We start from the raw sequence: 14,984 nt of genomic DNA, 5'->3' as shown, positions 1-14,984 counted from the left end.
TATTTGTAATTTCTAATTTTATATTTGATAAATCTTGTTGATATAGCAAATCATATAATTTTTTACAAGCTTGTCTGCTTTGTCCTATACTTTCATCGCTCTTAGTTAAACCTAGTAAAATACAACCTTTTGTATTCTAATAATTATATATTTATCATCTTTTACTCTCAAATATTATTTTCTAAATAAACTTTCATTTCCAAACTATAAGTCTTGCAGCGTTTATAAACTAGACTTTATTTGTTTATAAAGCAATTGTTGTTAATATTTTGAAAAAATTTAGAGAAAAATCATGAAAGATCTTAAAAAATACATTGCAAATTCCAAACTAACACGCCTTGAAGTTTTATATGAAAAATTAGTAAAGTCTGAAAATGGCATAACCATAAAAGAACTAGCCCAAGAACTCAATGTAAGCGCTAAAACCATAAAAAGAGACATGCAAGGGGTTTTTGAGCCTATGGGGCTTATTAAAAATGGAAGAAAATGGCGTATCGATACAAGCAAAGACATTCAAGAGCAAGATGATGAAAAAATAATCCTTGAAGTGCTTGATACCATGGCAAAAAGTGCTGGAAATAGCTTTTATGCTAAGGCTCATCCCCTACTTTCTAAACTTTCTCAAAATATCTCTAACCCCATCCATACTAGCCTAGATGCAGAAAAGCTAGAAGAAAAAGATTTAAGCAATTTTCAAATTCTCGAACAAGCCATCAACACCAAAACACAAATTGTCTTTAAATATGAAAATAAACTTTTCCAAGTAAAACCTCTAAAACTAGCCTTTTTTAGTGGATTTTGGTATTTACTTGCTTTTGACATGAAAAAACGTGATATTTTCAAAAAATTTTATTTAAAAAATATCCAAAACATCACCCTAACCCAAGAGCATTTTCAAACCGATGAGAGTTTAGAAGTAAAACTTCAAAGAGTAAATTCTATATGGTTTAGTCTTGATAAGCCTTTTACAGTAAGGCTTTTAGTAGAAGAACCTGTGCGAAAATACTTTGAAAGAAAGCCTCTAAATTCACAAATCATCACCGGCAAAGACAAAGATGGCTCCATAGAAATAGAGCTTGAGATAACTCATGAAATGGAAATTTTACCTTTAGTGTATTATTACATACCTTATGTAAAGGTTTTAGAGCCTGATTTCATAGCAAATAAAGTCAAAGAAGTAATTGGAGAATACCTTGATCAAATAAGCAAATGATTGCTTATTTGTTTGGTTTTAATTCATTGTTTATCTTTTTTAAAACATCTTTTATGGTATTTTTATCCAAGAATTCTCTTAAAATTTTAGAAAATTCTACCATCCAATTGCCATGATTATTTATTAGCCAATACACAAAAGCATATTTTTCTTTAAAGTTAAAAATCTTAAATTCATCATAGTAATAATGATCACCACTTCTGCAGATATTATCATTTCTTATATTTGAGTTTTGAAAGAATTCTTTATATTTTTCATCCTCTTCATTACAATTAATTTTAAAAGTCAATCCAAAATTATCATAATCACCTTTTCCAAAAAAAACACCCACACTAGGCCACACATCATTATCATCTTCATAAATTTTTGGATAAAAATCAAACCAATCGTAATTAACTCTTTTCTCATCAAGCTTATATCCAAACCATTTTTCATCACATATAGTTCGTTCTTTTTCAAATTCTTTTTCAAGCTCATTAAAAAAATCATTTACTAATTCTTCACAAATTTCATCCCATTTCTCTCTTACTATTTCTTTTGCTTTTTTATATTTATCGTAATCTACATCTTTAAAATCACTTTTATTTTTAGTATATCTATATAAAGCCTTAGTATTTTTTAAATTTTCTTTACTTTCTTTTAGAAAATTTAATACATAATCCCTAGCTACATATTCATCTGTTACATACCATTCTAAAATGTTTTTATACTGATTTAAAGTAAAAATCACATTTTGCATATCATTTTTAAATTTTTTATCAATTTCATTGTTTTTCACTTTATTCTCACACACACCTATACAAGCATTAATCCACTCTTTTATCCATTTATAATCCATTTTTAGATAAAAACTCATTTTTTTATCATAGCTATCATATATAAGATCATCATTTATTTTAAATCCATTTCTTGTGCCTAAGCTATACTTACTAGGCTCGGCTTCTTCATTTTTATGCAAATAAATAGTAAGTATATTTTCATGAAAATCATCTATGTTTTTAACTTTTTCTTTTATGTGTTTTATGTAGTCTTTGAGTTGATTTGGCTGATCTTTTGCATAAAGTTTATTTTCTATGATGATATATCTTTTATCTTTTAAGCTTATGAGAATATCGATTCTTCTATTATCTTTTACACAAGCTTCTGTTTCTACGCTTTCTATGTCATGGGCTGTAAGATTTTTAAATTTACCAGCCTTTGTATATCTTCCAAGCTTTTTTAAAAACTCATTTGCAAAAAACTCTTGATAATGATCACCATGCGGATCGATCAAATAAGATATAAATTTAGAATGATAATTTTCTTTATACTCAACTCCCAAAGCTTCAAAAATATTTATATCGCTCATGCCTTTTTTGGTATTTTCTTCAAATTTATCATTAACCCTTAATAATTCTTCAATAAAATTTTTCATTCACAATGCCTTTAAAATAATTTTCACAATTATACTACAAAAATATAGACTACCATTGTCTGCTTTTTTAGCTATGATTTTTCAAATCATTCAAAAAAGGATTAAAAATGCTTCAAACCATGAAACACATCCTAACTCACACCGATGAGACTTTACTTGCAAAGAAATTTGGCTATAACAATGTAGAAAAATTTACTAAAACAAAAACTTTGTTTTTAAAATGCGAAAGCATACAAGAATGGCTTTTAAAAGGACATTATGATATGGTAAATTCCTCTTTAGAATTTATACAAAAATTTGATTTTATCTTAGATAAAGAAATTTTAAATTCAATTTTAGAACAAAGTATTTTATTAAAAGATAAACACATAAAATTACAAGAAGCAAAAGCTATCATAAAAACAAATTTTAAACGCAAAAGCGAGCCTTTGCATACTTTGATGTTTTTATCCCACTTACGCGTGCTTAAATTTCCTATTAGTAATGATATGCTCTATCTTGATAAAACACAAATCATGCAAAAGCTCAAAGAACTAGCTATAAAGCATTATGAAAATTCACAAGGCAAATTAAAACTTTGGGGATATATCTTACAATATGACATTATTTATGATGGTGAGTTATTAGTTTTAAGCATGCTAAAGAGTGATGAATGATAGCTATTTCTACACTTTTATCATCAAAACATAAAAGAATTTATAAAAATCTTGTGCGAAATTTACTAAATTTAACATCGCTTTTAAAGAAATACCAAGTAATGATATATGGTTAAGAGATTTCATGCCTTTAGTGTATAAAAATACGCCGAAAAGTTATATTTATAATCCTGATTATTTAGAAATTATCCACATTTAAAAACCACCATAAAACCTCTAAAAAATCACTTAAATTTAATCCTTGATGGAGGTAATTTCATAAGAAAACATGATGTTGCCTTTATGTGTGAGAAAATTTTTAGCCAAAATCCAACACTTAGCAAGGAAAGAATTATCCATACTTTAAAACAAAGTCTAAATTTAAAACACATAGTCTTTTTACCAAGACTAGCTTATGATAGATACACACATAGTGATGATATTAATAATTTTTCATAACTAGACAATAAAAGTCTAGTTATTTTGTTTATAATTGCATTATATTATATCTTAGTTTAAAGGTTTATAATGCAATCAAATACTTCTACTCTTACTCACATTGCGGATTTTGATTATTACTCACATAATGTAAAAGTCATCTCACTACACGCACAAATGCTCTCAAACAGCAAACAAATCAAAAAAGATTTTTACAGCGAATTTGAAGATACACTAGAAAAAGATAGTAAAATCCCTAGTTTTATCTACAAACAATACTCCAAATTTATCTATCCTAGCTTTTTAAAGAAAAATCTAAGTTATCTTAAAAAATACTTAAATTTTACTCAAGCAGAATGTGATGTGTTTGCATTTTTTTACTATGCAAACAAAGGTAGATTTGCTTTACACCAAGGTTATAGCACTGCTTTAGGCAAAAAAATCATAGAAAAAATTTTCAACCACACTTCAAAAGATGTCAATAAAGCCTTAAGTGATGATTCTATGCTTTTTAAACTAGATGCCTTGTGCTATTATGATAGTGATGCCTTTGGTATAGATGTAAATAATTTTGAAAGCATTTTCACTCAAGATATTAGCAAAACTACACTTATGGGTGAGTTTTCTTATTTTTTACCTAAAACTAGACTAAATTTGAATGATTTTGACTATATACAAGAAGAATTAAATACTATCATTACTTTTTTAAAAAAACGCCAAAAGGGGAATATTTTTATATATGGAAAAGCAGGTGTGGGCAAAAACGAGCTTAGCGCACTCATAGCTAAAGAGCTTGGAAAAGAAGCATTGTGCGTTAAAGATTGTGAAAATGATAAAAAATCAAGTAGAATTTCAAATTTTTACGCACTTAAAAAGATACTCAATCCAAAAAAGCAAATAATAGTCTTTGATGAGTGTGAAGATAGCCTTTGCTATGATTCTTTAAAAGAGAAATTAAAAATCAACAAAATCTTAGATGAAGAAAATGGCGTTTGTGTATTTTTATCAAATTCCAAAGACATGGATGAGGCGTATTTGAGGCGTTTTGATGTGATTTTAGAGCTTGAAAGTATGCCTAAAGAAAAGAAAATTCAAAATATAAAAAAGCTATTCAACAAGAAAAATATAAAAATAGATGAAGCCATTATAGAAAATATAGCCTCTCATCCTGAACTTTCTCAAGGGGTTATTTTAAAATGTGCAAACAATGCTAAGATCTTTAAAGGCAAAAGCCAAGAAGTATTTGTAAGATTGATCAATGAAAATTTAAAAGCAAGATCACTTCAGGGCATTTCAATGCCAAAAAAAGACAAGAAATATGATTTAAATTTAATAGAATGTGATTTAAATTTACAAGAACTAATAAACAATATCAATAAAAATTCAAGTTTGAGAATTTTAAGCTATGGCATAGCAGGTAGTGGAAAAAGCGAATTTGGCAAAGAACTAGCTAATGTTTTAAACAAAACTTTACATTCTTATAAACTTAGTGATATTTTAGATCTTTTTGTGGGCAATAATGAAAAAAATATCGCAAACATTTTCAAAAAAGCTTCTAATGATAATGCTATCTTACAACTTGATGAAATCGATGCGTTAATTTATAGTAGAGATGAAGCAAATAAAAGCTGGGAAAAAAGCTTAGTCAATGAAATGCTTATGCAAATGGAAAATTTTGAAGGTATTTTCATAGCTTCTACAAATTACCTACAAAACCTTGATAAAGCTAGCATAAGAAGATTTGATCTAAAGATAGAATTTCAGGCACTAAAACAAGAAAAGCTTTTAAAGGCTTTTGAATTTTTTGCTAAAGAATTAAATTTAAGCTTTGATAAAAAACAAATTGCAAAAAGGCTTTTAAAACTTCAAAATATTTGTTTGGGCGATTTTGCGCTAATCCTTAGACAAAATAAAATTTTTAAAATCAAAAACGCCGATGAATTTTTAGAAAAATTAGAAAAAGAATCAAAACTCAAATCAGATGATGAAAAAATCAACATGGGATTTTTATGAAAAGAATTTACGCTTATATAAAAAATAATTTATTTGATATAATCCTTATATTAGTAGTAATAATAACAGGAATTTTATTTTAAGCAAATAAAAATTAAATTTTAGATATAATGAATAAATTTTTTAAAAGGAGTAAAAATGGAAATAAAAGCTAACATAAGCAGTTTAGAGGATATATTGGCTGATAATAGAAAATTCTATCAAATACCAGATTATCAAAGACCATATTCTTGGGATAAAGAAAATCTATCGGATTTAATTGACGATTTGTTTAATGCATATATTAATAACAAAGATGAGAATTATTTTTGTGGTTCTTTAGTTTTAGTAAATAATGAAAAAGACCAAAGATTTGATATTATAGATGGACAACAAAGAATGACCACTTTTATAATTTTATCTTGTGTTTTCAAAGCTTTATATTGGGAACAAATAAATGATAAAGCAAAAGATTTTATATTAAAATCCATTCAAGATAGATATGAAGAAGCAAAAAGAAAGTTAAGATTTCTAACAAATGAATATAATCAAAACAGTTTTGAACAAAATGTTTTACAAGGTATAAACTTTAAAGAATTTAAAAATATTAAAGAAATGGAAAATAATTTAAAAAATAATAAATATATTATAAATGCTTATTATTTTAAAAATCTTTTACAAAATAAATTAAATGAATATAAAGAAATAAATATAAATGATTTTATAGTTTGGATATATGAAAAAGTAGTATTAACAGTTATAATTTGTCCATCTCAAGATAGTGCTATTAAAATATTTAATGTTTTAAATGATAGAGGTATGCCACTAAGTCCTGTTGATATTTTAAAATCATCATTGATGTATAATTTAGATGATGAAGATAGAAAAATATTTAAAGCTACTTGGAATTCCATAAATGATAATGTTGAAAATAATGGTTTAGAGTTATTTTCTTTATTAAATGTATATTTATATTACACTATAACTTCAAATCCTAAAACTAGATTAGATAAAGAATTATTAGATAATTTTAAAAAAAATAATAAAAATTCATTAGAAATAATCAATGATATACAAAATTTTTCAAATTCATATATAGATTTATTAAAAATGGAAGATAAGTATATTTATTTATTAAAATATTTAAGACATGAAATATATTGGACTAGTATATTAACAACAGCTTTATTTAATAATTATAAATATTTTAATGAGCTTAAAAAATTACTATTATCTTATTATTATAAAAATTGGGTTGCTGGAAATACAGTTGCTACAATAAAACAAACAAGTTTTAGAATTTTAAAATTAGTAAAAGAAAAAGCCAATATTCAAGAAATAAAAAATGAGATATTAGAAAATATAAAAAATAACAACACGGAAGAAAATTATATGGAAAACTTAGAATATTATTATGTATATGGTAAAAAGTGGGATAAACCTATCTTGCTAATGCTTGAATATTTTGCCACAGATAATAATCATCATAGTTTTATACCTTTAGATGCAAATATACAAATAGAACATGTATTGCCTATAAAATATAAAGAATATAATTGGGATAAAATATTTACAGAAAATGAAAGAGAATATTGGACTAATGCGTTAGCAAATTTAACATTAATATCTATGAGAAAAAATGTTCAAGCGTTAAATTATGATTTTGCTAGAAAAAAAGAAATTTATACAAACAAAGATAAGGTTAAAACTTGCTATACGATAACTCAAGATATAATACATAATTATACTGAGTGGAATGTAAAATCTCTTAAAAAAAGAGAAAAAGAGCTAATAGAAAAAATTTCCAATATATTATCAGTTTAAGCTATGATAATCATAGCTTAAACTGATATTTAACCTTTACATTTTTGAGCTATCACATCCATAGATTCTTGCGAGAGAACAAAATTTGTATGATAAAGCAAGCAGCTACCCATATCAAGTACTTTTAACACAAGCTTTTTATTATTAGCATCTTTCGGATTATGTCTTGTATTAGCTAGATCATAAATTTCATACACCATATCTTTACTAAGCTTATTAATGTCAAGTTCTATGATATTTTCTTCAAATTTCATAGGATCTTGTGTAAAATCTTCTTTGTTTTCTTTTTTTACAAAGCTTTTTTTCTTACTAAAAGATTTTAGCTCATTTTCTTTTGCTTCTTCTAGTGTATAAATTTCATTTAAACTAAAGCTTAAGTCATTGTCATTGTTTTTATATCTTAGTAAAAAGGCAAAGGCTTCATCTTTGCTTTCTTTAAAAAGTGTTTCAACTTTTTCTACTTGAGTTTCAAAAATAATCATATCAAAAGAAGAATAAAAGTCTAAAACCACAGCCTTAGCATATCTTTTACCACTTTTACTCATCATTGATTTAAAATCTTCAATCTTTCCTACAACCAAAAGCTCACCTTCGCCTTTGAGTGTTTCAAAATCCATACTTTTAAAATATTCTATACCTTCTATTTGACTTGCAAATTTATCTAAAGGATGGCCTGATACATAAATTCCTAAGATTTCTTTTTCATAGCCTAGTTTTTCCATTAGTTCAAATTCTATCTTGCTATCATGAAGCCCTACTTTGATATCTGCAGCTATTTCTTCTTCTCCAAAAAGAGAAGCAGTAGAATTTCTTTTAACTTCAGCAATTTTTCTACTTGTTTCTGAAATAAGCTCAAGATTATCTACCAAGCATTTTCTAGTATAACCAAACTCATCAAAAGCACCTGATTTAGCTAAATTTTCTATAGTTTTTTTATTAATCTTAGTAGGATCAATAGAGCTTATAAAATCATCAAAATCACTAAAGCCCTCTTCCTTGCGAATAGTCATGATATTTTCTATCGCAGGAATTCCCACACTCTTAATCGCTCCAAGCCCATAAATAATAGCTTCAGAACCATCTTCAAGCTTAGTTGCACTAAATTCTCTTTGAGCTTTATTGATATTTGGCGGCAAAAGCTTGATATTCATTCTTTTCATCTCTTCAATGTATTTTGCGACCTTATCCACATTGCTTTCTTCACTTGTTAAAAGCGCAGCCATAAATTCACTTGGATAATAAGTTTTTAAATACGCTGTTTGAAAGGTTATAAGTGCATAGGCAGCCGAGTGAGATTTATTAAAACCATATTCAGCAAATTTCAAAATAAGCTCAAACAAATCATCAGCCTTTTTCTCATCATAGCCTTGTTTTTTAGCGCCTTCTAAATACTCTGCTTTAAGATTATCCAAAATTTCTCTTTTTTTCTTACCCATAGCACGACGCACATTATCAGCTCCACCCAAAGAAAAACCACCAATTTTTTGCACTATTTGCATAACCTGCTCTTGATAAACTATAACCCCATAAGTATTTTCAAGTATAGGCTTTAAATCATCAAATGCATATGTTGCAGCCTTTCTACCATGCTTGATATCGATAAAATCATCCACCATCCCACTATCAAGTGGCCCTGGTCTATATAAAGCTAAAACCGCGATTAAATCTTCAAATCTTTCAGGCTTTAACCTAGCATTCAAACTTTGCATACCGCCTGATTCTATTTGGAAAATACCCAAGGTATTACCACTTTGTATGGTTTTATAAACCTTAGGATCATTCATATCAATCTTTTCCCAAATTACATCTTTACCATAACGCTTTTTCACTAGCTTAATCGCATTATCAATTACTGTAAGGGTTTTTAAACCCAAAAAGTCAAATTTAATTAAATCCACATCTTCAAGATATTCTTTAGAATACTGGGTTACCAAATGGCGCTCATCGTTTTTGCTTTGTCTAAAAAGCGGAGCTTTATTCCACAAAGCTTCATTAGATATCACAACTCCGGCCGCGTGCATACCTGCATTTCTATTTAAACCCTCTAGCGCTTTAGCAAAATCCCAAACTTGACGCCCTTTTGGATGAGAATTTACAAATTCAGCTATTTTTGGTTCTTGCTCATAGGCTTTTTCTAAAGTAATTTTTAGCTCTTCAGGAACTAATTTTGCCAAAGCATCCGCATCAGGTATGCTCATATCACAAACCCTAGCCACATCACGGATTACTCCCTTTGCTAAAAGCTTACCAAAGGTAATGACTTGTGCAACCTTTTCAGCTCCGTATTTATCGATCACATAATCAATCACTTCCCCTCTTCTATCTTGACAAAAATCCACATCAATATCGGGCATTGATACACGCTCAGGATTTAAAAATCTTTCAAAAAGAAGATTGTAAGGTATAGGATCTAAATCTGTAATTTTCAAACAATACGAAACTAGACTCCCCGCAGCACTCCCACGCCCTGGGCCAACTGGTATATCTTTTTCCTTAGCTGCGGCGATAAAATCATGAACGATTAACATATAACCTGAAAATTTCATATTTTTAATAATACTAATTTCTAAATCAAGCCTATCTTTATACTCTTGGTGCTTACTCTCATCGATAAATTGAAGTCTTTCTTCTAAGCCTTTTTTACAAAGATACTCAAAAACTATATCATCATTATCAAAGCTAAATTCTTGATCTTCTTGTGCTAGATTTAAACTATATTTTTTTGCATATTCACGGGTAAATTTAAAATTTGGTGGGGTTGGATCGCCTAGTTTTAATTCTAAATTGCATTTATTAGCTATTTCTTGAGTATTTTCAATGGCTTCAGGAATATCAGCAAAAAGCTCGCTCATTTGCTCTGGCGTTTTTACATAAAACTCATGCACCTCATGTCTTAAACGCCCTGGATCATCAAGCTTAACCCCCATAGCAATACACATAAATACTTCATGAGCAGCCGCTCTTTCTTTAAAAGTGTAATGCGTATCATTAGTTGCAATAATTTTTATATCAAGCTCTTTAGCAAGTTTGATGATAGAATCATCAATAAATTTTTGATCATCAATACCATGACGCATAATTTCAAGGTAAAAATCATCTCCAAAAACCTTTTTATACCATAAAGCTGCTTCTTTTGCACCCTCATAACCCTTTGCGCCAAATTTTATATTTCTTTCATTCTTGGTATTTAAATGCCAATTAATCTCACCTTGCAAACACGCAGAAGAGCAAATCAAACCATCACTATGAGCCTCTAAAAGCTTTTTATTAATCCTTGGGTAATAATACAAGCCATGTATATAACTTTGCGAGCTCAAATACATCAAATTTTTATAACCAATTTCATTTTTGGCAAATAAACAAAGATGAAAACGCTGTCTTGAGCTTTTATCACTTAAATCATCGTGATTATGTAAATATGCTTCAAGCCCTATAATAGGCTTAATTCCTTCAGCTCTCATTGTTTTATAAAAATCAATAGCACCAAACATATTTCCATGATCAGTCATAGCAACACTTGTTGCACCTTGTGCTTTTAGCGTTTTAGCTAGCTCTTTGAGTTTATTTGCTCCATCAAGTAAAGAATATTCTGTATGTAAATGTAAATGTGTAAATTGGCTCATATTTTTCCTTGTATTTTTTTATTATTATAAAAAAAAACCTTAAATTTAAAACTTACAAGCATAAAAAATGTATAATAGCTTACTTTCAAAAAAGGAGTAAAAAATGGAAGTAAAAATTTATTATTGTAATCTTTGAAATTACAAACCACAAGCTGCAAGGGTTGCAGAAGAAATACAAAATGAATTCAAAGATGCGCAAATTTCTACCATAGAAAAAGGTGGTGGTCATTTTATAGTAGAAGTAGATGGTAAAATCATTTACTCTAAAAAAGACTTGTTTAATTGTGAAGTAGATAGATTTCCTCATGAGGGTGAAATTACCAAGCTTATGAAACAAATATAAGCTAAACCCTCATTAGCGAGGGTTTATTTTGTTAAAGGAATAAGCATTCCATCATAAAGTTTTTGATAAATTTCTTCTGAGCATAAATGTTTAGCAAGCTCTAAACCAAATAAAATAGCCGTAGCAGGCCCAGCTGCTGTGATGATATTTTCATTTACTACAACTGCTTTATTTACTCTTATACCTTCAATACCCGCTTCACAACCAGGATAGCAAGAAAACTCCCCGTTAATCACCCCTGCTTTTGCCAATACCATAGGTGAAGCACAAATAGCAGCTACGATTTTTTTCTTAGCATGTAAATCTTGTATGATTTTTATGATAAGAGAATTGTTTTTTAAATTCATCATACCTTCAAATCCACCTGCCAAAGCGATTGCATCTAAATTTTCTTGATCAACACTAGCCAAACTCACATCAGCCCTTATGCTAATTCCATTAGCTCCTTGCACTAAAAGCTCATCATCTAGTGAAGCAATAATAACTTCTAAATTTCCACTAGCCTCCCCTGCTCTTTTTAAAACATCAGCTATACCTATAAATTCAGCCTCTTCAAAACCTTTTGCCAAAGGCACTAAAACTTTTTTCATTTTTCTCCTTTTAGTCGATAAATCTTTTATTTAATTCATGAAAATATTCTATGCGTCTATCGCGTAAAAATGGCCACCATCTACGCACATTTTCACATCTTTGCATATCAATTTCAACGATTTTACAAAGCTCTTGTTTATCATCAGCCCTAAAAAGCTCTTCACCTTGAGCCCCAAAAACAAAAGAATTCCCCCAAAATCTTATACCTTCTTCCACACCGCTTTCATCTTTTTCAAAACCCACTCTATTAATAGCTACTACAGGTAAGCCATTAGCTATAGCATGGCCTCTTTGCACACCTATCCAAGCTTCAAGTTGTCTTTGTTTTTCTTCTTTTTCATCTTTATCAAACCAACCTATAGCAGTAGGATAAATTAAAATTTGAGCTCCCTTTAAAGCCATTAACCTAGCAGCTTCAGGATACCATTGATCCCAGCATATTAAAACCCCAAGCTTTCCAACACTTGTTTGTATAGGCTCAAAACCCAAATCACCTGGAGTAAAATAAAATTTTTCATAAAAACAAGGATCATCAGGAATATGCATTTTGCGGTATTTGCCTGCTATGGAGCCATCTTTTTCAAATACCACACTAGTATTATGATAAAGCCCTGCACTTCTTTTTTCAAATAAAGAAGTTACCAAAACAACTTTATTTTCCCTAGCTACATTAGACCAAAATTTAACATCCTCTTCATAGTCATTTGCCAAATCAAAAAAGTTTGTATTTTCACTTTGACAAAAATACTGCGTTTGATGAAGCTCTTGCAAACACACAAGCTCAGCCTTTTCTTTTGCTGCTTGTTTAATAAGTTCGCATGTTTTTTCTATAGTTTTTTCTTTATTTTGTTTAAATTCTTGCTGAATGAGCGCTAATTTCATTTTTACTCCTTTCTTCTTCTGAATCATCATAAGGATCTAAATGTATATGGATATTCCAAAAATCATCTTTAAAATGTTCTCTTATGCTATCTTCAATCTCATCACCAATCTCATGAGCTTTTAAAAGTGATATTGTAGGTTCAAAAACTAAATGCACACTAACATAAAGCATATCAGGACTTTTTCTAGTTTTTAAATGATGAAAACTTTTGACTTCTTTATTTGCACTTATGATTTGTTTAATCACTTCAACTTGTTCTTTATCAATAGCTACATCTAATAAAATTTTAGAACTTTCCTTAATGATTTTAAAAGCTGAAAAAATCGTATATAAACTTATAGCTATGCCAAATAATCCATCAATAAAATGATAATTTGTAAAAGCTATAATCACAAGTGCTAAAAGCGTTAAAGCATTAGTCAAGAAATCTATTTTATAGTGTAAGCTATCAGCTTTTATAATCAAGCTTTTTGTTTTTTTAGCAACATAATTTAAAAAAACCACCAAACACAAAGTCACAGCCATAGCAAAAGCCATGACAAAAATTCCAAGATCAAGTTTTTCTACACTTTCTTGATTGTGAATTTTCAAAACACTCTCATAAAAAATATAAACCCCAATCCCACTAATAACAAGACCTTCAAAAAGCCCCATTAAAGCTTCAATTTTACTAAGGCCAAAATTATATTCCTTGCTAGAGCCTTGAGAACTTTTTTTCAAAGCTAAAAAATTTAAACCCGAAATCACACAATCAAGCAAAGAATCAATCGCACTAGAAAGTACTGCAACAGAACCCGAAGCTAATCCTACTGCAAATTTTATAATAGCTAAAAAAATAGCACATACACTTGCAATGATAGTTGCGCTTTTTTGTAAATTCATCTTTGACCTTCATAGCGGTTTTGACAAGAACAATGCAAAGAACCATTTTGTCTTAAAAACACCCTTGCATCAACCCCTACTACTTTTCTATCTTTGCATGCTTTTTGTAAATTTTCTAATACCAAAGCATCATTTTCATCATTATAAGTTGGCACTATCAAACCACCATTAACAAAAACAAAATTTGCATAAGTAGCACCAAGTCTTTTACCTTCAAAATACAAAGGCTTAGGTAAAGGAAGCTCTAATAAATCAAATCCTGTTTTTTTAAGTTCCTCTTCCATAGCCTTTAAAGGTTTATAATGCTCATCATTTTCATCTTTACACACACAATAAGCAATGGTGTTTTCATTGATAAATCTTGCTAGAGTATCTATATGATGATCAGTATCATCGCCTTTTATATAACCATGATTTAACCATATAATTTGTTTTAAGCCAAAAATTTCTTTTAACTTGGCTTCAATTTGCTCTTTATTTAAATGTGAATTTCTATTTTCATTTAACAAACAAGCACTCGTTGTAAGCATTACTCCTTGTCCATTAAAATCAATACTCCCACCTTCTAAAATAAGATCAATTTTTTCTAATTTTCCAGATAATTTTTGTGCAAAAAGCTTTGAATTTACCGCATTATCTAAAGTGCTTTGAAATTTATCGCCCCAAGCATTAAAAGTAAAATCAAGCCCTATAATTTTATCATCTTCACGCGCATCAATTGCACCAAAATCTCTAATCCAAGTATCATTAGTATCACACTTAAAAAAATCTAGATTTTTTATATGTTTAAATCTTTGAAAATCTTTTTCACTTGGAGCAATAAGTAAAACTTTTTGAAAATTTGCCACAGCTTTAATAAATTCCTCATAGCTTTGCATAATTTCTTCTAAATAAGGACTCCAATCGCTATTTTTATGGGGTAATGAAAGTAAAAGTAGTTCCTGTTTTTCCCATTCTGCTATGCTTTTTCTCATTGATAATTTCCTTTGATAAAATGTATAAAAAGGTAACATTAATTACATATTCTAAAAAATATTAATAATATCATTTTTATCTTTAAAAACGGCATAGTAGTATTTAAAGATACTTTTACATTAAAAACATTTAATATTTTTTTAAATTTCAAGTTATAAGATGAAAATAAGA

At 28.6% G+C, this 14,984-nt stretch carries 12 protein-coding genes; 6 read left to right on the top strand and 6 right to left on the bottom strand.

The genetic code is table 11. The annotated features are described in order from the left end of the window. Window positions 1-292: 292 nt before the first annotated feature. Window positions 293-1,213, top strand: coding sequence for a helix-turn-helix transcriptional regulator (locus L8W56_RS01040; protein ID WP_263659134.1), 921 nt, complete (start codon window positions 293-295; stop codon window positions 1,211-1,213). 4 nt (window positions 1,214-1,217) lie between these two features. Here the strand turns inward: L8W56_RS01040 and L8W56_RS01035 are convergent, their stop codons facing one another. Then, the gene (locus L8W56_RS01035) at window positions 1,218-2,627 is read right to left on the bottom strand and encodes a PD-(D/E)XK nuclease family protein (protein WP_263659133.1); all 1,410 of its coding nucleotides are present in this window, start codon (window positions 2,625-2,627) and stop codon (window positions 1,218-1,220) included. A 107-nt stretch (window positions 2,628-2,734) separates the two neighbouring features. Between L8W56_RS01035 and L8W56_RS01030 the strand changes: the two genes are divergently transcribed. From L8W56_RS01030 to L8W56_RS01015, 4 genes are all read left to right on the top strand, one after another. Then, window positions 2,735-3,283: a hypothetical protein gene (locus tag L8W56_RS01030; RefSeq protein ID WP_263659132.1), complete on the top strand. Its 549-nt coding sequence runs from the start codon at window positions 2,735-2,737 to the stop codon at window positions 3,281-3,283. A gap of 282 nt (window positions 3,284-3,565) precedes the next feature. Further along, the gene (locus L8W56_RS01025; protein WP_263659131.1) at window positions 3,566-3,721 is read left to right on the top strand and encodes a hypothetical protein; all 156 of its coding nucleotides are present in this window, start codon (window positions 3,566-3,568) and stop codon (window positions 3,719-3,721) included. A gap of 69 nt (window positions 3,722-3,790) precedes the next feature. Continuing rightward, window positions 3,791-5,713 carry an AAA family ATPase gene (locus tag L8W56_RS01020; protein WP_263659130.1) on the top strand — a complete coding sequence of 641 codons (1,923 nt, stop codon included), beginning with the start codon at window positions 3,791-3,793 and terminating at the stop codon, window positions 5,711-5,713. A 138-nt stretch (window positions 5,714-5,851) separates the two neighbouring features. After that, window positions 5,852-7,516 carry a DUF262 domain-containing protein gene (locus L8W56_RS01015; RefSeq protein ID WP_263659129.1) on the top strand — a complete coding sequence of 555 codons (1,665 nt, stop codon included), beginning with the start codon at window positions 5,852-5,854 and terminating at the stop codon, window positions 7,514-7,516. A gap of 29 nt (window positions 7,517-7,545) precedes the next feature. Here the strand turns inward: L8W56_RS01015 and dnaE are convergent, their stop codons facing one another. After that, window positions 7,546-11,139, bottom strand: a complete 3,594-nt coding sequence (gene dnaE, locus L8W56_RS01010; RefSeq protein ID WP_263659128.1) for a DNA polymerase III subunit alpha — start codon at window positions 11,137-11,139, stop codon at window positions 7,546-7,548. Window positions 11,140-11,242: 103 nt separating this feature from the next. On the opposite strand from dnaE, the gene L8W56_RS01005 reads away from it, so the two are divergent. Continuing rightward, a complete protein-coding gene (locus tag L8W56_RS01005; RefSeq protein WP_257906301.1) occupies window positions 11,243-11,482 on the top strand; it encodes a SelT/SelW/SelH family (seleno)protein in 240 nt (79 codons plus the stop codon). Between the two features lie 23 nt (window positions 11,483-11,505). Here L8W56_RS01005 and L8W56_RS01000 read toward each other — a convergent pair whose 3' ends face one another. From L8W56_RS01000 to L8W56_RS00985, 4 genes are read right to left on the bottom strand one after another with little or no spacing between them, the layout of a single operon-like run. Then, window positions 11,506-12,072: a DJ-1 family glyoxalase III gene (locus L8W56_RS01000; protein WP_012661602.1), complete on the bottom strand. Its 567-nt coding sequence runs from the start codon at window positions 12,070-12,072 to the stop codon at window positions 11,506-11,508. Window positions 12,073-12,082: 10 nt separating this feature from the next. Then, window positions 12,083-12,955: an N-carbamoylputrescine amidohydrolase gene (locus L8W56_RS00995; protein WP_087699946.1), complete on the bottom strand. Its 873-nt coding sequence runs from the start codon at window positions 12,953-12,955 to the stop codon at window positions 12,083-12,085. After that, entirely contained in the window at window positions 12,924-13,838 is a 915-nt protein-coding gene (locus tag L8W56_RS00990) for a cation diffusion facilitator family transporter (protein WP_012661604.1), read from the bottom strand. The genes L8W56_RS00995 and L8W56_RS00990 overlap by 32 nt, the downstream gene beginning before the upstream one ends. Then, window positions 13,835-14,812 (bottom strand): agmatine deiminase family protein, encoded by a 978-nt coding sequence (locus L8W56_RS00985; protein ID WP_263659127.1) that lies wholly within the window; start codon window positions 14,810-14,812, stop codon window positions 13,835-13,837. Before L8W56_RS00985 ends, L8W56_RS00990 begins: the two co-directional genes overlap by 4 nt. Window positions 14,813-14,984 lie beyond the last annotated feature (172 nt).

The organism is Campylobacter sp. IFREMER_LSEM_CL1085, assembly GCF_025772235.1.
Lineage (GTDB): Bacteria > Campylobacterota > Campylobacteria > Campylobacterales > Campylobacteraceae > Campylobacter_D > Campylobacter_D lari_D.
The sequence above is the reverse complement of the archived record's forward strand: the minus strand, read 5'-3'. Positions and strand labels throughout refer to the sequence as shown.